At 63.3% G+C, this 21,469-nt stretch carries 23 protein-coding genes and 1 rRNA gene; 11 read left to right on the forward strand and 13 right to left on the reverse strand.

Annotated elements, in window-relative coordinates:
• Positions 1-246: 246 nt before the first annotated feature.
• The 7 genes from rpmH (at position 247) to ACHAC9_RS16395 (ending at position 5,399) form a co-directional block, all read left to right on the forward strand.
• Complete coding sequence (rpmH, locus tag ACHAC9_RS16365; RefSeq protein ID WP_040378179.1) at positions 247-381, forward strand: 50S ribosomal protein L34; 135 nt, start codon at positions 247-249, stop codon at positions 379-381.
• A 30-nt stretch (positions 382-411) separates the two neighbouring features.
• Positions 412-813: a ribonuclease P protein component gene (gene rnpA, locus ACHAC9_RS16370; protein ID WP_435761244.1), complete on the forward strand. Its 402-nt coding sequence runs from the start codon at positions 412-414 to the stop codon at positions 811-813.
• Complete coding sequence (yidD, locus tag ACHAC9_RS16375; RefSeq protein WP_435761246.1) at positions 810-1,070, forward strand: membrane protein insertion efficiency factor YidD; 261 nt, start codon at positions 810-812, stop codon at positions 1,068-1,070. The genes rnpA and yidD overlap by 4 nt, the downstream gene beginning before the upstream one ends.
• A gap of 11 nt (positions 1,071-1,081) precedes the next feature.
• Entirely contained in the window at positions 1,082-2,755 is a 1,674-nt protein-coding gene (yidC, locus tag ACHAC9_RS16380) for a membrane protein insertase YidC (RefSeq protein WP_435761248.1), read from the forward strand.
• A gap of 88 nt (positions 2,756-2,843) precedes the next feature.
• Entirely contained in the window at positions 2,844-4,223 is a 1,380-nt protein-coding gene (gene mnmE, locus ACHAC9_RS16385) for a tRNA uridine-5-carboxymethylaminomethyl(34) synthesis GTPase MnmE (protein ID WP_435761250.1), read from the forward strand.
• Positions 4,224-4,272: 49 nt separating this feature from the next.
• The gene (locus ACHAC9_RS16390) at positions 4,273-4,851 is read left to right on the forward strand and encodes a DUF1439 domain-containing protein (protein ID WP_435761252.1); all 579 of its coding nucleotides are present in this window, start codon (positions 4,273-4,275) and stop codon (positions 4,849-4,851) included.
• Between the two features lie 341 nt (positions 4,852-5,192).
• A complete protein-coding gene (locus ACHAC9_RS16395; RefSeq protein WP_435761254.1) occupies positions 5,193-5,399 on the forward strand; it encodes a hypothetical protein in 207 nt (68 codons plus the stop codon).
• An 18-nt stretch (positions 5,400-5,417) separates the two neighbouring features.
• Here ACHAC9_RS16395 and ACHAC9_RS16400 read toward each other — a convergent pair whose 3' ends face one another.
• Together ACHAC9_RS16400 and ACHAC9_RS16405 are read right to left on the reverse strand one after the other, a co-directional pair.
• Complete coding sequence (locus ACHAC9_RS16400; protein WP_435761256.1) at positions 5,418-6,020, reverse strand: Hpt domain-containing protein; 603 nt, start codon at positions 6,018-6,020, stop codon at positions 5,418-5,420.
• Positions 6,021-6,024: 4 nt separating this feature from the next.
• Entirely contained in the window at positions 6,025-7,071 is a 1,047-nt protein-coding gene (locus tag ACHAC9_RS16405) for a CAP domain-containing protein (protein ID WP_435761258.1), read from the reverse strand.
• 136 nt (positions 7,072-7,207) lie between these two features.
• Here ACHAC9_RS16405 and pssA point away from each other — a divergent pair, with 136 nt between their 5' ends.
• Positions 7,208-7,999: a CDP-diacylglycerol--serine O-phosphatidyltransferase gene (gene pssA, locus ACHAC9_RS16410; protein WP_435761260.1), complete on the forward strand. Its 792-nt coding sequence runs from the start codon at positions 7,208-7,210 to the stop codon at positions 7,997-7,999.
• Positions 8,000-8,069: 70 nt separating this feature from the next.
• Here pssA and ACHAC9_RS16415 read toward each other — a convergent pair whose 3' ends face one another.
• From ACHAC9_RS16415 to ACHAC9_RS16465, 11 genes are all read right to left on the reverse strand, one after another.
• Positions 8,070-8,378 (reverse strand): metal-sensitive transcriptional regulator, encoded by a 309-nt coding sequence (locus tag ACHAC9_RS16415; RefSeq protein ID WP_435761262.1) that lies wholly within the window; start codon positions 8,376-8,378, stop codon positions 8,070-8,072.
• A gap of 8 nt (positions 8,379-8,386) precedes the next feature.
• A complete protein-coding gene (locus ACHAC9_RS16420) occupies positions 8,387-9,307 on the reverse strand; it encodes an aldo/keto reductase (RefSeq protein WP_435761264.1) in 921 nt (306 codons plus the stop codon).
• Between the two features lie 141 nt (positions 9,308-9,448).
• Positions 9,449-10,594, reverse strand: coding sequence for a D-alanyl-D-alanine carboxypeptidase family protein (locus ACHAC9_RS16425; RefSeq protein WP_435761266.1), 1,146 nt, complete (start codon positions 10,592-10,594; stop codon positions 9,449-9,451).
• A gap of 110 nt (positions 10,595-10,704) precedes the next feature.
• The gene (locus tag ACHAC9_RS16430) at positions 10,705-11,340 is read right to left on the reverse strand and encodes an alpha/beta hydrolase (RefSeq protein ID WP_435761268.1); all 636 of its coding nucleotides are present in this window, start codon (positions 11,338-11,340) and stop codon (positions 10,705-10,707) included.
• A gap of 15 nt (positions 11,341-11,355) precedes the next feature.
• On the reverse strand, positions 11,356-11,682 hold the full coding sequence (locus ACHAC9_RS16435; RefSeq protein WP_435761270.1) for a (2Fe-2S) ferredoxin domain-containing protein: 327 nt from the start codon (positions 11,680-11,682) through the stop codon (positions 11,356-11,358).
• 52 nt (positions 11,683-11,734) lie between these two features.
• Entirely contained in the window at positions 11,735-12,895 is a 1,161-nt protein-coding gene (locus ACHAC9_RS16440) for a VanZ family protein (RefSeq protein ID WP_435761272.1), read from the reverse strand.
• Complete coding sequence (locus ACHAC9_RS16445) at positions 12,892-13,509, reverse strand: ABC-type transport auxiliary lipoprotein family protein (protein WP_435761274.1); 618 nt, start codon at positions 13,507-13,509, stop codon at positions 12,892-12,894. Before ACHAC9_RS16445 ends, ACHAC9_RS16440 begins: the two co-directional genes overlap by 4 nt.
• Before the next feature lie 8 nt (positions 13,510-13,517).
• Complete coding sequence (locus ACHAC9_RS16450; protein WP_435761276.1) at positions 13,518-14,465, reverse strand: MlaD family protein; 948 nt, start codon at positions 14,463-14,465, stop codon at positions 13,518-13,520.
• A gap of 1 nt (position 14,466) precedes the next feature.
• Positions 14,467-15,330, reverse strand: coding sequence for an ABC transporter ATP-binding protein (locus tag ACHAC9_RS16455; protein ID WP_435761278.1), 864 nt, complete (start codon positions 15,328-15,330; stop codon positions 14,467-14,469).
• A complete protein-coding gene (locus ACHAC9_RS16460) occupies positions 15,330-16,463 on the reverse strand; it encodes an MlaE family ABC transporter permease (protein ID WP_435761280.1) in 1,134 nt (377 codons plus the stop codon). Before ACHAC9_RS16460 ends, ACHAC9_RS16455 begins: the two co-directional genes overlap by 1 nt.
• 55 nt (positions 16,464-16,518) lie before the next feature.
• On the reverse strand, positions 16,519-18,009 hold the full coding sequence (locus ACHAC9_RS16465) for a DUF4080 domain-containing protein (protein WP_435761296.1): 1,491 nt from the start codon (positions 18,007-18,009) through the stop codon (positions 16,519-16,521).
• 145 nt (positions 18,010-18,154) lie between these two features.
• Here ACHAC9_RS16465 and rrf point away from each other — a divergent pair.
• The 3 genes from rrf (at position 18,155) to ACHAC9_RS16480 (ending at position 21,220) form a co-directional block, all read left to right on the forward strand.
• Positions 18,155-18,267: ribosomal RNA gene (gene rrf / locus ACHAC9_RS16470) — 5S ribosomal RNA — on the forward strand.
• A gap of 193 nt (positions 18,268-18,460) precedes the next feature.
• Entirely contained in the window at positions 18,461-18,649 is a 189-nt protein-coding gene (locus tag ACHAC9_RS16475; protein ID WP_435761282.1) for a hypothetical protein, read from the forward strand.
• Positions 18,650-18,793: 144 nt separating this feature from the next.
• A complete protein-coding gene (locus ACHAC9_RS16480) occupies positions 18,794-21,220 on the forward strand; it encodes a penicillin acylase family protein (RefSeq protein WP_435761284.1) in 2,427 nt (808 codons plus the stop codon).
• Positions 21,221-21,469: the final 249 nt, after the last annotated feature.

Below are 21,469 nucleotides of genomic sequence, written 5' to 3' on the forward strand. Positions count from 1 at the left end.
GGATAAAGACGAAGTTATCCTCGGCGGGAAACAACAGCCGCCTTGACAGCCGGGTCGGAAATCGAGTCTAATTCAGGGTTCCCCGTCCGCATGCCTGTCAGCCAACAGTTTTATGGTTGAGAAATGCACGGACGATGCTGTGGCGTGACGCTGGCTTAACATCTGCGAACTGTCATTGGCGCCGATTCCTGACAAAAAGACGTCAGACCCGATTTTGCATCCTATTTTGCTTTAAGCGAGACCACCATGAAACGTACTTACCAACCTTCCGTCGTTCGTCGCAAGCGCACGCACGGCTTCCGCGCACGTATGGCTACCCGTGGTGGCCGCCAAGTCCTGAACGCACGCCGCGCCAAGGGCCGCAAGCGTCTGGCTGTCTAAGCCAGTTCGCCTGCTCCACTGCGGTCGGCCATGACAGGCGAAGGTTCGCACGACTTCGCGCGCGCTCGGCGCATTTTAAAAACGGATGAGTTTTCATCCGTTTTTCGTTTGCGGCCAACGCAAAAATCCGCGCATTTCGTGTTGTACACACGTCCCAGCCCGCTGCCCCATGCGCGGTTGGGCATCGTCGCGGCCAAGCGTTTCGCGCCGCGTGCAGTCACCCGCAATACCATCAAGCGCATCACGCGCGAACTGTTCCGCACGAACGAGATCCAGTCGGTCGACTGCATCGTCCGCCTGGCGCGTCCCGTGAATACCAAGGCCGGCCCGGCGACGACTGCCGCATTGAAGCGCCTGCTGCGCGCCGAACTGTCGCGCCTGCTTGCAAGTCAGCGTCCGCGCCGCCCTGCTGCGGCACCGCCAACGCCATGAAAACCCTGCTCATCTGGATCGTGCGTGCCTACCGGCTCGTGCTGTCGCCGATGCTCGGGCAAAATTGCCGCTTTTATCCGTCCTGTTCCAGCTACGCCATCGAGGCGCTCCAGACCCATGGTGCGCTGCGCGGCAGTTGGCTGGCCGCGCGCCGACTCGGCCGCTGCCATCCCTGGAACGAGGGCGGCGTCGATCCGGTGCCACCGGCTCGGCACAAGCATTCACCCTCAGCCGCTTGCGGTTGCAACCACTCCTGATCAATACCTCAATGGAAATCAACAAACGTACCATTCTGTGGATTGTCTTCGCCGTCTCGCTTGTCATCCTGTGGAACAACTGGATGGTGACGAACGGTAGGCAATCGATGTTCTCGCCGACACCGCCAGCGAAAGTTGCCCAAGCACCAGCAAATACCACCAGCACTACCGGTGTTCCTGCCGCCGGCGCCCTGCCGGGTGCACTGCCAGGCGCTGCGGCACCGGGTACGGTGCCGGGCCAGCCAGCCGCGCCCGTGCGTGCCGAACGCATCACCGTCACGACCGACGTCGTAAAAGCCGAGATCGATACCGCCGGTGGCGTGATCCGCCGTCTCGAACTGCTGAAATACCCGGACCACTTCGATAAAAAGAAGAACCAGGTGCTGTTCGACATCTCCGGCAACAATACCTATCTGGGCCAGACCGGCCTGATCGGTTCGACCGCCGCCGGCGTCCTGCCGAACCACAACACGCCATTCGTGGCGCGTCCCGGCCTGCGCACTCTAGATGGCGGCAACACCGTGCAAGTCGTGCTCGATGCCGAGCAGGGTGGCGTTAAATTGACCAAGACGCTGACTTTCAAACGCAACGATTACGTCATCGACGTGCGCCACGACGTCACGAACCTGACTGCGGCGCCGGTCCAGCCCTCGCTTTACCTGCAGCTGCAGCACGACGGCAATGCGCCGCCGGGCGACTCGTGGTTCACGCCGAGCTTCACTGGTCCGACCCTGTGGACCCCGGGCGAGAAGTACCAGAAGCTGACCTTCGAGAACATCGAAAAAGGCAAGGCCGAGCACGCCACCAAGGCGAACGGCGGCTGGGTCGCGATTTCGCAGCACTTCTTCGTCTCGGCCTTCATTCCGGCTGAAAACGCAGCGCGCGAGATCTTCACGAAGAAGCTGGCGACCAACCTGTACGCGATCGGTACCGTCCAGCCGCTGGGCCTCGTGGCGCCGGGCGCGACCGTCTCGAACTCCGCGCGCCTGTATTCGGGTCCGCAGGACGAGAAGCGTCTGGAAACCATCACCCCGGGCCTGGAACTGGTCAAGGACTACGGCATGTTCGCGATCATCGCCAAACCGCTGTTCTGGATCATCGACCAGATCCATCAGCTGCTCGGCAACTGGGGCTGGACCATCATCGCCTTCACCATCCTGATCAAGCTGGCTTTCTTCCCACTGTCGGCCGCCGGTTACCGCAGCATGGCGAAGATGCGTGTGGTGACGCCGAAGATGCAGGCGATCCGCGAGCGCTACAAAGCCGACCCGGTCAAGATGCAGCAGGCCACGATGGAGTTGTACAAGTCCGAGAAGATCAACCCGCTGGGCGGCTGCCTGCCGATCCTGGTGCAGATGCCGGTGTTCCTGGCGCTGTACTACGTGCTGCAGGCCTCGGTCGAGATGCGCGGCGCGCCGTGGATTGGCTGGATCCAGGATCTGACCCAGCCCGACCCATGGTTCATCCTGCCGGTCCTGTACGCAGCCTCGATGTACATCACGGCGAAACTGAACCCGCAGCCGGCCGATCCGATGCAGGCGAAGATGATGCTGTTCATGCCGCTGGCGTTCTCGGTCATGTTCATCTTCTTCCCGTCGGGCCTGGTCCTGTACTGGGTCGTGAACAACCTGGTGTCGATCGCGCAGCAGTATGTGATCACGAAGCGGTACGAAGTTAAAAAGTAAGCGTTTTGGCTGAACGAGAAGCCCGTGGACTCCACGGGCTTTTTTTATGCACGGCAGGTTCCTGCTGTAAATCATCTACAATTCGCGCATGAAGCTAGATACCTCACCCATCGCGGCAATTGCCACCGCACCTGGACGCGGCGGCATCGGCGTGGTCCGCGCCTCCGGCAAGTCGCTCGCTCCCCTGATCCAGTCGCTGTTCCCCGACGTCACACTGGCGCCGCGCCACGCGACCTATATTCCGTTTGCATCGAACGACGGCAGCGTCATCGACCAGGGCCTCGCGCTGTACTTCAAGGCGCCGCATTCCTATACCGGCGAAGACGTGCTCGAACTGCAGGGCCACGGTGGCCCGGTCGTGCTGCAGATGCTGCTGGCGCGGGTACTGGAAGCGGGGCGCGAACACGGCCTGCGCCTGGCCGAGCCCGGCGAATTCACGCGCCGCGCCTACCTCAATGACAAGCTCGACCTGGCCCAGGCCGAAGCCGTGGCCGACCTGATCGACGCCTCGACCGAAGCGGCGGCGAAGTCGGCATCGCAGTCCTTGTCTGGCGCATTCTCCCAAGTCGTGCACCGGCTGGTCGAGCAGACGATCAATCTGCGCATGCTGGTCGAGGCGACCCTCGATTTTCCGGAAGAAGAAATCGATTTCCTTGAAAAGTCGAATGCGCGCGGGCAGCTGGCCGGCATCATCGACTCGCTCGAACACGTGTTTCGCCAGGCCGCGCAAGGCGCGCTCTTGCGCGAAGGCCTGAATGTCGTGCTGGTCGGGCAGCCGAACGTCGGCAAGTCCTCGTTATTGAATGCGCTGGCGGGAGCGGAAGTGGCGATCGTCACGCCGATCGCCGGCACCACGCGCGATAAAGTCAGCGAGACGATCCAGATCGAGGGTATCCCGCTCAATATCATCGACACCGCCGGTATTCGCGCGATCGACGAAGGCATCGATGTCGTCGAGCGCATCGGCATCGAGCGCACCTGGGGCGAGGTCGGCAAGGCCGACGTGATCCTGCACCTGCTCGACGCCAATCTCGGCCCGAGCGCGGCCGACGAGACCATCGTCGCCGCTTTTCCCATCGGGGTGCCGGTGGTGCGCATCTGGAACAAGATCGATTTGTCGGGACACCGCCCGGTCGTCGAAGGGGCGGCGGACGCGACCCACATCTACCTGTCGGCCAACGAAATGCTCGGCATCGATTTGCTGCGTGCGGAGTTGCTCCGCATCGCCGGCTGGCAGCAGACCGGCGAATCGCTGTACCTGGCGCGCGAACGTCACCTGATTGCGCTGCGCGCGGCGCGCCAGCACCTCGATGTCGCGGCCCAGCATGCGGCGCAGGACGACCAGTCGCTCGACCTGTTCGCCGAAGAGCTGAGGTTGGCACAGGATCAGCTGTCGAGCATTACGGGTGCGTTCACGCCGGATGATTTGCTGGGGGTGATTTTTAGCCGGTTTTGTATTGGGAAATAGGCGTCTTCGCGGTCCATGCTACCCTTGAGTCCGAACCCAAGGAGCGAGCATGGCCGACCAGACAACCTTCCGCGCGCGGCGCGTTTTCATCATTGCATCAAGCCTGGTTGCGGCCGCAGCCTTGAGCTCCTGCGCCAGCATCCTCGGCCCGCGCGAAGTCGACCTGCCCCTGTCGAAGCTGCAGGCTGGCCTCGACCGCCGCTTCCCGGTCGATAACCGCCTGCTCGAACTGTTCGACGTGCGCCTGTCGCGTCCGCAACTGGCAGTGCTGCCGGGCGACCGCGTCGCGCTGACCGTGGACGCCAATGTTGCCCAATCCTTCCTGCGCAATCCGCTCTCCGGCAGCCTGGCCTTCTCGGGGCGCCTGTATGTCGATCCGGCCAGGACCGGCATCTACCTGGCCGAGCCGCGCCTGGAGCGCTTCACCATCAGTGGGCTGGACCAGTCGGTGAGCCGCCAGCTGTCGCGCGCGGCGAACGGCCTGCTCGACAAGGCGATCCTTGATATTCCGGTCTACAGCTTCCGCATGGATGAGCTGCGCTATGCAGGCGTGCAGTACGTTCCGACCCGGATCGCCACCACCGCGACGGGCCTGCGCGTCTCGCTCGAGCCGGCGCCGCAACGCTGAACAGGCCCTTGCATCCTGTTACAAAAAGTCCCCCACATCGTCCCCGCACAATTGGAATGCCGCCGGAATGCGGTACTGCGACTGCTATGATTTCCGCAGATGACGTCGCCTTTCACGGCTGCCGGACGTCTTTCTGACGATCTGTTGCAGGCTTGCCGCAATGGCTCGGAGGCGCTCATGGCGACGTTGCGGCAGCGCCGGCTTGGGCGCACACTGGATCGCCAGAACGGCTGTGGCAGCGATGCTGCATCGGAACACGCCATTGCGATTGCTCATGCCCGGTATGTTCCACTACAGTAATCTTGCTTGACGACTTGACGTGCTGCCGGTAGGGGGAGACCTTGGAAACGATACAAGACAGTGTGATGAACGACGGCGCGCCATCGGACGCGCTGCCCCCTGCCGCAGCGCAGACGAGGCCATCGCGCGTCAGCCTGCCGCCGAAGGGTTCATGCTGGTACTGCGATAAGCCAGTCGACAGTGTGCGCCGTTTCTGCGGCAAGGATTGCACCGACGCCTTTGACGAAGAAGCCGAATATACGCGCTGACAGCGCAGTGTCGATTAGTTAGCTGTGGCCCTGTCCGGGCCGGTCCAGCAATTTCAAAGCGCGTTCGTCGTCGACATCCGCCACCGCCGCGTTCAAAGCGGCATATTCCCGTTCTCCAAGAAGCTCGCTCAGTTCGCTGCGCGCCGCGGCAACCAGCTCGACCGCCGCGCCGTCGCCGCTGTCGAGCATGGCGCGCAGGTTCGGCAGCGCCTGACCCCGTGCCGGTGCCACCGCCTGCGACGGCCTTGCCTGCGCCATCAGGTCCATCCCATCGAGTGTGCGCAGCAGATCGGCCAATGCGGCCTCGAGGCGCAGCAGGGGCGTCCCGGTGTCAAGCTTGCCGTCCCTCAGGGCATCGTCCAGCGCCAGCGCCGCCCCATGCAAGGCGGGCGCTTCGATCATGCCTGCCGCGCCCTTGAGCGTATGGGCCAGGCGCTGCGCCAGAGGTGTGTCATGGGAATCGAGCGCGCTGCGGATCGCCTTGGCGGCGTCGCGGTAGTCGCTGCGAAAACGTGCGAGAACGCGCAGGTAGAGGCCGCGGTTGCCCATCAGGCGGTCGATGCCGGCCTCCCTATCGAGGACCGGCGACGGCGGGTTCAAGCCAGGGTCGTTTCCGGTCATCCGCTCAGCGCGTCGTGAACGACCAGGCGCGCGTGACCGGCGTGGTACTGACGACGACGCCGGCAGCGTTGATGACGTTGGTGGAGCCCGTGAAGCTGACGTCGTACACCGTGTTCGCCGCCAGCGGCGCCAGCGGCACGATGGCGGCCGAGGAGCTCCCGGTGTGGATGTCGTTCGCATTGCTCAACAGCCGTACGGCCAGCTCGGCGCCGCCGCGCGGACGTACCGTAAAACTCGTGACGCGAATGGTCAAGTCGATGTTCGCGTGCACGCTGATCGGATAGCCGACTTCGTTGAGGTCAGGCACTGGATCAGGTTGTTCGGTATTACTGAAGAAATTGCGCGGCACGGTCGTCTGGTCACTGAAGGGCCAGACCGCCACCTGGCCGCCGGGCAGGCCGGCACCGTAGCCGTTGTTGGCAGTGAAATTGGTGGTGAAATAGTTATAACCGGCGCCCGTCGTGGCCGCGCCGGTGCCGATTTCCTTGAATATCGGTTCGAAGATGACGAAGCGGTGGTAGACCGCCGTGATCAGTTCTTCGGCCATGTACTGGCCCGAGTTATTGCCGGCGGCGGAAATGACTTCGCCAAATGCGCGCGATGCATTCGTGTTGAACCGGTAACCCGCCGCTTCCAGGCGCGCCTTGACGTCGATGCCGGTAAAGCCCTGGCGGCCCGCGATCTGGTCGTGCGTGATGGTGTTGTTGATGCGCTGGTAATCGGAGTGCCCCTGGGCGGCGATATCGATGGTGGTGCTCTGCACGAGCGTCGACATCCCAACCTGGCCGCGCCGGAAATTGAGCCATTCGCGGCCGTCGACCGCGATATTGCCGGTGGCGGCCGGCGCCCCGGGCGTGGCCGGCGACTCCGGAGCCGAGGGCGGCAGCGGCAGCGGAGCCGGATTGGCGGGCGCGGGCGGCGTGGTGCCGACCGGGACTGGATCGGCGACGCTGGCGCTACCTCCGCCGCCTCCGCCTCCGCCGCAGCCTGCCAGAACCAGTGCGGTGACGCATCCCGCTACGATCGTCCTCACGCGAAACAAGTCGCTCATCCGTTTACTCCCGATCCATATCAACACCAATCGCACATTCTAGGGCAAATCGAATATGTACGATGGCGGGGTCCGTGCGCGACCGGGCGCGCCCGCACTGTAGAATAGGCTCACCATCTTCTTGCCCGGACCCGAATTGAACCAATCCCGCCAAGCACGTCTCGCACGTGCCAAATTCGCCCTGCCGAGTTTCGTCACCCTGCTGTCGATCGCCTGTGGCTTTGGCAGCATCGTCATCTCGGTCGACAATGCCCAGGTTGGCGCTCCGGGAGACTTCCGCCTTGCTGCCATCCTGCTGGTGCTGGCCGGCGTCTTCGATGCCCTCGACGGTTTCGTTGCCCGCGCCACGAACACCCAGTCTGACTTCGGCCTACAGCTCGATTCGATTGCCGACGTCATGAATTTTGGCTGCGCCCCCGGTTTGCTGCTGTATTGCTACGGTTTCACCCAGATGAGCGCTGCGCATCCAACGATCGTGCGCATGGGCGGTTTGGCCTGCTTTATCTTTGTCGCCTGCGGCGCCCTGCGCCTGGCCCGCTTCAATATCTCGGCAGGGCGCACCGATCCGCGCTATTTCGTCGGCATGCCGATTACGGCCGGTGCTGCCTGCGTCGCGGCGGTCGTGGTGGCCTGGCCTGATCCTGTGCTGAACATCACCCAGGCCTTCGCCGTGATGGCGCTGATGGTGGCCGTCGGCACGCTGATGGTCTCGACCGTACGCTTTCCCAGCAGCAAGCAACGCCTGAGCAAGGGGATATTAGTCGTGATTGCGGCGGCCATTCTGCTGCTCGTCATATTGCGGGAGCGTTTTTTCGTGTTGTTCTTCCTGCTCTACATTTGCGCCACGCTGCTGCTGAACATTGCATGGCGCTCCGGCTGGCGCGGCGTGGCGCCGCCGGTGATCTACGCGGACGAGGAAGAGGTTTAATTTAGAGCGTCTAACAACACCCCCATGGCGGCCTTGCAGCGCCTTGCCCTGAGGGTGTTGTTAGACGCTCTTAGGCGAACTTGTCGAGCAGGGCCGCCAGCCGCGCGGCCACGGCACGTGCGCCGTCGAGGTCTTCGGCGCCTTCGCTGTGGGTTACGACGGTTGCCGTGAGCAATTGAACGAACGAGCGGTCGAGCGCCTTGCGCGCCGCCGCCATTTGCTGGGCCACCGCTTCACAGTCTGCCGGCTCGGCCGCCAGCGCGATCAGTTTCTGCACCCCGCGCAGCTGGCCCTCGATGCGGGCCAGGCGGTTCAACAAATCCTTCTTTTGCTGCGCCGTCAGCGCAGTTCCCTCGACGACTTTGAGTTGCTCGGCCATGCGATTCCTCAGGCGACTTCGTGGCCGCGCGCCGCGCGCAGGATCGCGAACCAGTCGCTGCGCTCGAGCGTGAAGGTGGTGGCGGCAACGGCTGCGGCCACCGAGGCGATCTTGCCGCTGCCGGTGAGCGGCATCGGCCGGCTCGGCAGCATCATGATCCAGGCAAAGACGACGCTGGCAAACGACTGCTCCATACGGTCGGCCACTTGCTGGATCACCGCGCGCAGGTGGACGCCGGCGTCGTCCGGCGCGCTGAACAGGCGCCCGCCGCCGAACGGCGACCAGGTCATTGGCGCGATACCGAGCTCTTGCAGGCCGTCGAAGGTGGCGTCGAACATCGGCGCCGTGTGCAGCGGCGAGAACTCGACCTGGTTGGTGGCCAGCGGCACGCGGCGATTCAGCGCCTCGAACTGGTGGCGCGTGAAATTCGACACGCCGACGTGGCGCACCTTGCCGGCTGCCTGCAGCCGTGTAAACGCTTCGGCAACTTCGTCGAAGTGCATCAGCGGATCGGGGCGGTGGATCAGCAGCAGGTCGAGGTAGTCGGTGCCGAGCTGGCGCAGCGATTCCTCGCAGGAGGCGACGATGTGTTCGAGACTGGTGTCGTAATGCTGGATCGTGTGCGCGGGACGGCTGGGCGAGACCAGCTTGATGCCGCACTTGCTGACGATTTCCATCCGGCCGCGCAGCGAAGGCTGGGCGCGCAGCGCTTCGCCGAACAAGCCCTCGACGCTGTAGTTGCCGTAGATGTCAGCATGATCGAAGCTGGTCACGCCCATCGCGATGCAGTCTTCGATGAAGCCAATGCGCTGCTCGACCGACATGTTCCATTCACCCAGGCGCCACATCCCGGCGATAACGCGCGACAGTTCGAGGCCGTCCTTGCGGGTGGCGATGCGGGGGCAGGCGAGAAGGGACGGTTCGGACATGGCGGGGCTTTCTTGCTTGAAAAGTAACAAGCGCATTATAGCGGTGGCGGCCGGACATGCACGGGCGGTACGGCAGCCATAAAAAATGCCCGCCGGGCGCAAACCGGGCGGGCATTCCTGTCGAGCAGCCGGTATGCAGGCTTACTTGATCATCAAACGCATCGAGTCCCAGGCGCGGCCGAACATGCTCGCTTCCGGCACTTCTTCCAGCGCGACCACCGGGAGCACCAGCAGCGGCTTGTTGTCGACCATCATGCGCAGGGTGCCGACGCGGCCGTTGCGCGCCAGCGGGGCGACCAGCGGGTCCTTGCGCTCGAGCACAGGCTTGAGTTTGCCGGCAACGCCCTTCGGTACCGTCACCAGCACGTCATTCGTGAAACCGATCTTCACCGTCGATTGCGCACCCTTCCACACTTCCGGCGTGGCGATTGCCTGGCCCTTCGAATACAGTTTCACGGTGTCGAAGTTCTGGAAACCCCAGTTCAGCAGCTTCTGGCTTTCCTGGGTACGCACCGCATCCGAGCTGGCGCCCGAGACGACCGAAATCAGGCGGCGCTGGCCGGAGGCACCATTCGGGCGGCGCGCCGAGGCGATCATGCTGTAGCCCGAGGAATCGGTGTGGCCGGTCTTCATGCCGTCGACGGTCGGGTCCAGCCACAGCAGGCGGTTGCGGTTCTGCTGGGTGATCTTGTTGTAGGTGAACTGCTTGACCGAGTCGATCTTGTAGAACTCCGGGAAATCGCGGATCACGTTGGTGGCCAGCTGCGCCAGGTCTTGCGCGGTCGAGAAGTTGTCCGGGCTCGGCAGGCCGTGCGGGTTGGCGAACCGCGTGTTCTTCAGGCCCATGCGCTGGGCTTCGCGGTTCATCAGCACCACGAAGGTGCCTTCGTCGCCGGCGACGGCTTCGGCCAGCGCCACGGCCGCGTCGTTACCCGACTGCACCATCAGGCCATGCAGCAGGTCGTCCACGCTGACTGGGGTGGCCGGGTCGATGAACATCTTCGAGCTGCTCGAATCGACTTTCCAGGCACGGGTCGAGACGGTGACCATCGTGTTCAGGGCCAGCTTCTTGTCGCGGATGGCGCCGAAGGTGACATAGGCGGTCATGATCTTGGTGAGCGATGCCGGTTCGATACGCGCGTTCGGGTCCTGGGCCGCGATGACCTGGCCGCTGGTGGCGTCGAGCAACAGCCACGATTTCGCCGCGATCTGTGGAGCAGGCACGGTCTGCGCGCTGGCCGACAGCGTCAACAGGCTGGCGGCCAGGGCCGCAATCAGTTTTTTCATGGGAGCTAAATGTGAGTCAGTAGAGGTGGTGCGGATGCCGCAGGTCTGCGTGGAGCATTTCCCAGCGGCATGGATTTATTGAAGTGCCTAATTATAGGCCAGTGCCGCGCTCAATTGTCACGCCGCCACATCTGCACGACAAGATTTTTGATCGGGTTGAGGCGCTTGTGGAAGAAGTGATCCGCGCCCGGGATCACGATCACCGGGATTTCCTGCGGCCGCGCCCAGTCGAACACCATCTGCAGCGTGATCGTGTCGTCCAGCTCGCCATGGATCAGGATCGTGTCTTCCGGCACGTTCGGCAGCGGCCATTTACCGGCGGCGCAGCCGACCAGCACCAGGCGCTCGATCGCATCCGGTTTGCCCTCGTTCACCAGGCGTGCGTGCAGCTGGGCCTGCACGAAGGTACCGAAGGAAAAGCCGGACAATGCCACCGGCAAGCCGGGGTACTGCGACTGCATGTGTTCCATCATGCAGGCCATGTCGTCGACTTCGCCGTGGCCGCGGTCATGCTCGCCTTCCGATTGGCCGACGCCGCGGAAATTAAAACGCGCCGTGGCATAGCCGAGCGTGACAAAGGTGCGCGCCAATGTTTGCGTGACCTTGTTTTCCATGGTGCCGCCGTAGAGCGGATGCGGGTGGGCGACCAGGGCGATCCCGCGCGGGGTGCCTTCCGGCAGGTCGAGCATGCATTCCATCTTGCCGACCGGACCGTCGAGGGTGAAACGTTTCGAAAACTTGTTCATGTACTTAAAAAATAATCAGATTTTCAGGCGTTCGACGATCTGACCGCCGAGGATGTGCGTGTCGATGATGTCGTCGATGTCGCTGGTGTCGACATAGGTGTACCAGGTGCCTTGCGGGTAGACGACGAGCACCGGGCCTTCTTCGCAGCGCTCGAGGCAGCCGGCCTGGTTGATGCGTACCTTGCCCGGTTCGCTCAGGCCGAGCTTCTTGATGCGCTTCTTGGCGTGCTTTTGCGCGATCTCGGCGCCGGACTTGCCACAGCTCTCGCGGCAATTCTCGCCCTCGCGCACGTTCATGCAAAAGAATACGTGGTGCTCGTAATACGGTTTGTTGTCGCTCATGTCGTTCTCGCTATCCTTGACGTGACTAAGCCAGCCGCAATGATACGCGTTCTTATCCGCGATTCAGTTTATGGGACGGTAAGAGCAGGAACCACAGGGCAAAGAATGGCCACAATAAGGATAAAAACTGGGCGGCCCCATTAAAATTCAGGAATTTCCCCTGTACCCAGCCCTGCAGCGTCAGCGTGAAATACGGGTTCGCAGGAATCGTGTTCAACACGATCAGGCTCAGCACGAGGGTGACAACGGCCAGCCGCCGCTGCGCGATTTGCGGCGCAAAGGCCAGGCCCGCCAGCATGATCAAGCCGATCAGGAAGCCGCCCTCGGCGCCCGGCGTCACCCACACGAAGGCGTTATCCGGCCGGAACAGCAGCGAACTGGCCAGGGTTTTTAGCACCAGGGCGGCGGCCAGCATCAGGAGCATCAACGCGAATCGCGGCGCGCCCCTGCGCAGCAGGCACAGCAGGGTGAGCGCGGCGCCGGTCATGCCGCAGGCGGTGATGATCGTTTCCGACAGCCAGAACTGCTCCACGCTCATTGCCGGACCCGGGCGCAGCATGGCGATCAAGTCGATGTCGGTCTCGAACCAGGTCGACAGCCAGCCCGAAATAATGGGTAACACCTGGCCGTGGCCAAATAAAAAACTTTGCGGATAGATCTGGGCCAGCGGCCACAGCGCAAGCAGCACCAGCCCCTGGCTGGCGTGCGGCGCGAACCAGCGTTTGCGCACGCGGTACAGGCGGCCCTGGTCGAGCAGACTCCTGGCCATGAGCGGGCCGATGCAGGCGCCGATGAAGCAGCCGGCCGCATTCGTCAGCAAATCCAGGTTCGAGGGCACACGGCTGGGCAGGAAATTCTGCACCGTTTCCATGGTGCCGGTGACCAGGAAGCCGAGCAGCGTCGCCAGCAATGCCGCCCACACCCCGCGCACCCGCGGATACAGGGCCAGCGCCAGCAGGATGCCAAGGGGGACGTAGCCGACGATATTCACCATCACGTCGAAGCCGGTGAAGTAGCGCTGCTTGACCAGGTTCATGAACGACAGCAGCGGCAAGCCGTTGCTGCGCCAGCCCGTGAACGGGAACCAGCTGGCGTAGACGATCAGCAGCAGGTAGGCCAGCAGCGCCGCGCGCGCGACGGGCGAGCCGCGGCGCGGCGCGGTGTTGTCAGTTGCAGCGCCTTGCCCGTCCCCGTGTGCTTCCGATGCGGTCATCGTTTGCGGTTAGCGGAGGCGAGCCAGGCAATGATGTCGGCGGCAACGGCGTCGGTGCTGGCGGTCAGCGCACGCGCGCCGCCGGCGGCGTCGGCACTCGGCGCCGGCGTGGCGCGTGTAAACGTCTTCTGGTCCTGCAGTGCGTGGCCGTTGAACAGAGAAGCGCGCAGCATCACCTGGCCTTCGCTGGCGCTGGTGCTGGAAAATGCGTGCGAAAAGTCGTCGATCTCGATGCGTAAAATGGGGATGTTGTTGCTCGAGTCGGTGGCCGACAGCACCTTCACGCCGGCCTGGGCCAGGCGCGATTTCACACGCTGCGTGAGCAGCAGCAGCGGGTTCGCGCTCCAGCGGCTGTTGGCATAGGTGCGCGCCTGCAGCGGGTCGTTGTAGTTCAGGCGGTAGACCATGCGTTCGTTCTCGAAGGTCGGCGAGCCGGTCGCGTCCATCACGATGATGGCGGCCAGCGGTGCCTGCGCTGCGGGAGTGCCTGGTGCGCCGAGCGGCCCGAAGTCGAACTGGGTATTGCCGCCTTCTTTGGCTTTGTTCGAGGCGCAGCCGGCGACGGCGAGGGCGAGGACGGCAGCGCCGAGGAAGCGGTGCAGGGTGGTGTTCAAGGTGATCCTCATTTGGTCGGGGCGGCGAAGCCTGGCTCGCCGGGGCCGGGTTGAATGTTCGGATTGCCGAACAGGATGCTTTGCGGACGGTCCGACAGCGAGTCGGCGGTGCGGCGCACTGAACGCAGCGCCGTGCGCGCTTCGTCCGTCATGCGGGTCAGGTGCGGCAGCGTTTCCGATTCCAGGTCGGACGTCACGCCCTGCAGCGAGCCGATGGCGCCGTTCAGGCGATTCAGCGGGCCGTCCGGCGCCTGAAGGCCGGTCGCCAGGCGATTGTAATTGTCGGCGGTCGCCTTGGCGCTGTTCGAGAAGGCGCCGAAAGCGTCGGCGCTGCGGTCGACCTTCTCGACCAGGGCGGGCAGGCGGTCGATCGTCGGCCCGAGTTTTTCGGGGATCGCGCCGTAAGCGGCGGCCGCCTTGCTGATATTGTCAAAAGCCCCGATGATGGTCTTCTGGTTCTCGTCGCTCATCAGGGTGTTGATGCGCGTCGTAATCTGCTCGGTGCGGTCGAGGATGGCGACGCCGCGCTTTTCCAGCTGGTCGAGCAGGCCCGGACGCAGCGGAATGCGGCCTACCTGGTCGCGGTTGGCTTTCAGGAGCGGCGAACCGGTGCGGTCGTCATCTAACTGGATGAAGGCGATGCCGGTCACGCCCTGGTAGCCGAGCGACGCGAAGGTCGTGGTGGTGATCGGGGAGCCGTCTTCGACCGACAGGCGGATCATGATCTGGCCCGTCACCTTCGGATCGAACACGATTTCCTCGACGCGTCCCACTTCCAGGCCGCGGTAACGCACCGTCGCCTGGGGATTCAAGCCGGGGATCGACTGGGTGGTGACGATTTCGTAGGGCGAGCGTTCGGTCTTGTCGCGGTTCAGCCAGAGGCCCACCAGGATGGTGGCCACCAGCAGGGCAATCGTGAAGATGCCCGTCATTAATGCATACGATCGGTTTTCCATGTCACTCTTTCGGTTCTTCGTCCGCCGCTTCGTCGCGTTCGTCGAGCACTTCGAGTGCCCGCTGCCCGCGTCCGCCGAGGAAGAAGTGTTTAATGAACGGATGGTCCACCCGCAGCACGTCGCGCGACGGTCCCACCGCCAGCACGTGTTTGTCGGCCAGGACCGCAATGCGCGAGGACAGCGCAAACAGCGTATCGAGGTCGTGGGTGACCATCACCACAGTCAGTTTCAGTTCGCGGTGCAGCGCCTGGATCAGCGTGACAAATGCATCCGACGCGTCGGGATCGAGTCCCGCCGTCGGTTCGTCCAGGAACAGCAATCTCGGTTCCAGCGCCAGCGCGCGCGCCAGGGCCGCGCGCTTGGTCATCCCGCCCGACAGATCGGACGGCATCTTGTTCGCGTGTTCCGCGCCCAGGCCCACCATGTCCATTTTCAGCAGCACGGCGTCGCGGATCACGTCCTCGGGCAGGGCGCGCAGCTCGCGCATCGGCTGGGCGATGTTGTCGAACACCGTCAGCGCCGAATACAGCGCGCCCTGCTGGAACAGCATGCCCCAGTGGTTGCGCATGCGTTGCAGTTGTTCCGGCTTGGCTTCGCTGATGTCTTCCCCGAACACGCGCACGCAGCCGCGCGCCGGCCTTTCCAATCCCAGCATCTGGCGCAGCAGCACGGTTTTACCCGTGCCCGAGCCGCCGACGATCGACAGGATCTCGCCCGAATAGATCTCGAGATTGAGGTCCTGGTGAATGACCGTCTTGCCGAACTTGGTCCACAGGCCGCGGATCTCGACCACCGGCGGGCCAACGTCTTCCTCGGGCTTGCGGTTCAGGCGTTGCGGCCCGCGTTGTTGCTTCGTGTCAGCCATCAGAACCCCACGCCGGAAAAGACGATCGCAAACACCGCGTCGGCCAGGATCACGACCGTGATCGACGTCACCACCGAGGTCGTGGTGCCGCGCCCCAGGCTTTCGGTATTCGGCTTGATGCGCAGGCCGAAATGGCAGGACACCAGCGCGATCAGCACGCCGAAGGTCATGCCTTTCAGGAGGCCGATCGTGTAGTTCACCAAGGGGACTGCGTCCGGCAGCTTTTGCAGGAAGTAGCGGAACGACAGGCCCAGTTCCAGTTTCGCCGAAGACGCGCCGCCGAGCAGGGCCATGGCGTCGGTCCAGACCACCAGCAGCGGCATCGCGATCGCCAGTGCGACCACCTTCGGCATGATCAGGCGGTAGCCGTGCGAGATGCCCATCACCAGCATGGCGTCGAGTTCCTCGTTCACCCGCATCACGCCCAATTGCGCCGTGATCGAGGAACCCGAGCGGCCGGCAACCAGAATTGCCGCCAGCAGCGGGCCCAGTTCGCGGACCACGCTCATGCCCAGGATGTCGACCAGGTAGATGTCGCCGCCGAACTGGCGCAGCTGCTGGGCCGACAGGAAAGACAGCACCACGCCAATCAGGAAGCCGACCAGCGCCGTGATGCCCAGCGCCTGGAAGCCGGAATGATAGATGTTCGCCGAGATTTCGCGCCAGGGTCCCGTGTTCGGGCGGCGGATGAAGCGGCCCAGATCCTGGATCAGGCGGCCGATCAGTTCAATAAAACCGTGCAGGTGCTCGAAAAAGTTCAGCAGGCCGGCGCCGAGCACGATGATCCAGTTCAGCGGGCTGACCTTGTGGCGCGCCAGGGTATGGCGGCTGGCCTGCTCGATGCGCGCGAACAGCTCTTCCTGGCGCGGGTCGAGCTGCAAGTTCGCAGGACGCTTCTTGCCCCAGGCATTCCACAACAACTGGGCGCCGATGTGGTCGATGCTGGTCACGCCGGTCAGGTCCCACGCAAGGTTGGCCTTCTTTTTCAGGCCGGTCAGCGTGCGGTTGATCCCCTTGAGCATCCCCTTCTGGCTCAGCGCATGCACCTGCCAGACGCCGCTGACGATGACAGATTGCGCCGCGCCGCCGGCGGCCTGTTCGATGGTTAATGTTGGCGTATTTTCAATCTGCATTGTTGCAGTGTAAAAGGAATTTGCTGTCTCTGCCATTCAGGACGATCTAGCGTGCTCAAGCTGCGAGATGGCGGACCTGCCTTGCCGGGGCCGCGACGGCCGCCGCGCGCTCCTTTTTGGCCGGGCTGTCGATGCCGCCCGCATAGTCGCTCGCCACCAGGCCCAGCGCACGTTCGCGCTCCATGCCGGTCACCTGCAACCACTCGGCCACCAGTTTCGCCAGCCGGTCGAGGGCGATGCGGTGGGTGGCGTCAAGCTTCGTATAGATCCAGTCCGAGAAGGCCATGAAGTTTTCGAACGGGCGCACGCCCAGCAGTTCGGGCGTGGTATACGCGAAGCGCCCGGAGTTGGCCACCAGGTCCCAATAGCGCGCGAAGCGCACCAGGCGCTGCATGGTCGGGAAGTCGATCAGGCTCGTCGCCAGCACGGTGTACGGCGGATATGGGTCGTACACCATGTGATAGGGCTCGGTGTGGCGGATGATTGGCGTGCCGCGCAGGCGTTTCAAGATGCCGAACTGGATCTCGTGGGCGCCGAGACCGACCAGTTGATCGAAACCGCGCGCAAAACTGGCGATGTCCTCGCCGGGCAGGCCGGCGATCAGGTCGACGTGCAGGTGCGCCTGCGAGTGCTCGCACAGCCAGCGAATGTTGTCCGCAGCCTTGGCATTGTCCTGGCGCCGGCTGACCAGCGCCTGCACCTCCGGATTGAAACTCTGGATGCCGATCTCGAACTGCAAGGCGCCGGCGGGAAAACGCGCGATCATTTCCTTCAGCGCTTCCGGCAAATGATCCGGCACCAGCTCGAAGTGGGCATACACAGGATCTTCCGGGTTCGCCTCCAGCTTATCGAAGAAAAACTGCATGATCTTCATGCTCGTCTTGACGTTCAGGTTGAACGTGCGGTCGACGAATTTGAACAGGCGCGCGCCTCTGGCATGCAGCGCTTCCATCTGTGCGAGGAAGGCCTCCAAGGGGAACGGCCAGGCGGTTTTATCGAGCGAGGACAGGCAGAACTCGCATTTGAACGGGCAGCCGCGCGAGGCTTCCACATATAAAGTGCGGTGCGCGATGTCCTCGTCACTATATAGGGAGTAGGGCAGCGCGACTTGCGCCATGGGCGGCTGCACGCCGGCATGCACCTTCATCAGCGGCTGGGGCCCCTGCAGGATCTCGGTGCACAATTGTGCGAAGGTGAGGTCGCCCCAGCCGGTGACGACGTAATCGGCCAGTTTGACGATCGCCTGCTCGTTCGTCTCGTACGACACTTCCGGGCCGCCCAGCACGATCGTCACCTCGGGCGCGACGCGTTTCAACATCGCCACGATGCGCGTCGTTTCTTCGACGTTCCATATATACACGCCGAAGCCGATGATGCGCGGGTGCTGGGCCAGCAGGCGCTCGACCACCTCGGTGGTCTTGGCGCCGATGACGAATTCCTGGATCCGCGTGTCGGGGCCGAGCGGGCCCATGTTCGCCAGCAGATAACGCAGGCCCAGCGAAGCGTGGGCATAGCGGGCGTTCAGGGTGGACAACAGGATGGTCATGGCGGCAAGCGTTTCGAGCAAAGGAAGCATTTTACGCGTTGTCGCCGCAATCCGTGCTGGCGCTCCTTGAGCTTGCCTGTTAGAATGCACCCCGGAATTCAGGGAGTTGTTGCCCAGTTGTGGAACAGCGTCCCAGCAAGTTATGCCTGATGACCATAGCAAGTCGGTCCCACCCCTTCCCATCCCGAACAGGACCGTGAAACGACTTTGCGCCGATGATAGTGCTGCAACCAGTGTGAAAGTAGGTTATCGTCAGGCTAGTTATAAAGAAAAACCCCAGCCCGTGTGCTGGGGTTTTTTTTTCGTCTTTTTTTTCAGCACTGCTCGCGCATGTGTAGTCGGAGAACGGTCTCGCCTTCGTGCTCGCGCATGAGATGGCGCACCTGTCTCACCGGCGCAGCAGCTGGGTAATGCCAGTTATTCGCGCGCACGCGAGTCGGCGGCGGACGCGATGGCCTTGCAGGTGCGGGGGTGCCGCTACGGCCATGCGGGCGGCGCGCGCGATGCCGATGCGCTTCCCGGTTCCCACTATGTCACCTCGCACCCGGCAATGGGCGCGCGTATCGATGCCATTCATGGCGCTGCCAGGCAAGCCGGTATGAAGATCGGGCCCGTGCTGCCCTTGTCGCTGGCGAAATAATCGGCAATCGCCGGAACCCATCAACTTTGCCAGCTTGCCTGCTACTTCCCGACGTTCAAACTGGTTCTCCGAATGTGCCGCCGTGCCATCCGGGAGCCATTCGTCTTTCATTTCGCCACGCGGATACCCGCAGAAAGCGTCCACATGAAACGTCAGCAAGTGCAATTGAACCCATTCCCACCCTTGCGATATGCCAGCGTCGCCGCGATGCTGCTGCTCTCGCTGGCCGGCTGCAGCAGCAATGATGACGACAGCACGGAAACGGCAGCGCCGCCGCCGGTCGCCACCGCCTCCCGCATCGACGTCGACGTTGCCCGCACCACCTACGGGGTGCCGCACGTGCGCGCCAAGGACTTCCGCAGCCTCGGCTATGGCCTGGCCTATGCCTATGCACAGGACAATGTCTGCATGTTTGCCGATACCGTGCTGACGGTACGTGGCGAACGCGCGCAGTTCTTTGGCGGAGAAGCGCGCGCGCCGCAACGCACCGGCGACGAATACGGCGCCGCCAGCGGCTTCATGGACCTGAAGAACGAAGACAGCGACTTCTTTTTCAAGGGCTATCTCGACCTCGAACAACTGCGCGCCAACTATGCCGCCGGCGCACCCGAGCCGCGCGAACTCATCGAGGGCTATGTCGAAGGCTACAACCGTTATGTGAAGGCGTTCGCCGGCCTGTATCCGGCCGCCTGCAACAACGCCAGGTGGGTGCGCCCGATCACGGTCGACGATATGATGTTGATCATGGCCGAGAAGGCCTTGCACGCGACCGGCCAGGTGTTTGCGAAAGAATTCGTGGCGGCCGGGCGTGTGGCGGGCGCGACGGTCGCTGCCAGGAGCGCGCGCAAGTTCGATCCGGCCTTCCTGCTGGCGCGCCTCGATAAACTCAACCGGCAAGGGATCGGCAGCAATGCGCTGGCCGTCGGCAAGGATCTGTCCGCCAACGGCCGCGGTCTCCTGCTCGGGAATCCGCATTATCCGTGGACCTCGGCCGACCGCTTCTACCAGGCCCACCTGACGGTGCCCGGCACCTATGATGCGATGGGCGTCATCATCGGCGGCATTCCGGCGATCGTGATCGGTTTTAATAAGGACATTGCCTGGAGCCATACGGTCACCACGGCGATCCACTTCACCACCTTCCGCCTGTCGCTCGACGCAAGCGATACGAGTGGTACCACCTATCTGGTTGACGGCGCTCCGAACAAGATGAGCTCGAAAACGGTCTCGGTCGACCTGCTGCAGGCCGACGGCTCGCTGACGAAGCGCAGCAAGACCTTCTGGTTCAGCCGGCAAGGCGCGGTGATCGTCAAGCCGGAGGCGGGCATGACCTGGACGGCGAGCGCGGCCTATGTGCTGGCCGATCCGAACCGCAACAACACCCGCATGCTCGAGCAATGGCTGGGCATCGGCAAGGCGAATAATGTGCAGGCGATCAAGGCGTCGCTCGACAAGACCGTCGGCCTGCCCTGGGTGAATACGCTGGCCGCCGACCGTGATGGCAATGTGCTGTTCGCCGACGCCAGCGTGGTGCCGCACATGGGCGCGCAGAAATTCGGCAACGGTTGCCTGTTGCTGCAGGCGGCACTGCTGTTCGACGGTTCGCGCAGCAGTTGTGGCTGGGGCCAGGATGCGAATGCGCCGGCCGGGATCTATTCACCAGCCAATAGTCCGTGGGCGATCCGCACCGATTACGTAGGCAATTCGAACGACAGCTACTGGCTGAACAATCCGAAAGCCTTGCTGATCGGGCCGGCGCCGCTCGGCTTCTCCCCCCTGTATGGCCGCGTCAATGCCGAGCAGAGCCTGCGCACGCGCATTGGCTTCCGCCAGTTCGAAGAGCTGGCGCTGACAAAGAAGATCGGCCTGCCTGACATGCAGGCGCTGGCGTTTGCGAATCGCCTGCATGCGGCCGAGCTGGTGCTGCCGGAATTGCTGCCGGCCTGCACGGCCAGTGGCGACGCCGTCCTGCTCCAGGCCTGCACCGCACTGGCAGCCTGGGACCGCCGGGTGAACATCGACAGCCGCGGCGCCGTGCTGTTCCGCGAGTACTGGAACAGCGCTGCCGCGATTCCCAACAAGTGGGCGGTGCCGTTCAACCCGGCCGATCCGGTGAATACGCCGAACGGTCTCGCGCCAGGCGCCGTTCCCGCCATGCTCGCGGCCCTCAAGAATGCCGCACTCAAGCTGCAAGGGCTCGGCATCGCGTTCGACGGCAAGCTGGGCGACTACCAGACCGAAACGCGCAATGGCGTGCGCATAGCGCTGCATGGCGGTATCGGTAACGTCGACGGCTCGTATAACTCGCTGACGATGCGCAGCGCCTTGACGAACACCGGTTACAACGGCGTGCACTGGGGCCAGAGCTATATCCAGGCAGTGAGCTTCGACGATCAGGGCCCGGTCGCCCAGGCAATGCTGACCTACGGGCAGTCGACCGATCCGAAGTCGCCGTATTACGCCGACCAGACCGGCGTGTTCTCGCGCAAGGAGTGGCCGGCCTTGCCCTTTACGGAGGACAAGATCAAGGCCGATCCGAACTACCAGCCGATGACGCTCAAGAGCGAATAGGGCGATTCTGCCGGCAACACCCCGGCCGCAAAAAAGCACTTGCCCACTGCGGCCGGGGTTCGCTATAATTCGCCTCCTGTTGAAAACGACCACGAAATCAAGTCGTTGGAGTTGCAACAGGGCACTGCGAAACACTGCGGTGTAGCAAGAAAGAGGTTGACGAGAATCGCGAAACACTGCATAATCTCATCTCTCTGCTGCTGACAAACAAAACGCTTTGTCGCCAAGTAGCAAGACGCAGTACCGAAC

This window comes from Massilia sp. CMS3.1 (assembly GCF_051262535.1).
Taxonomy (GTDB): Bacteria; Pseudomonadota; Gammaproteobacteria; order Burkholderiales; family Burkholderiaceae_D; genus Telluria.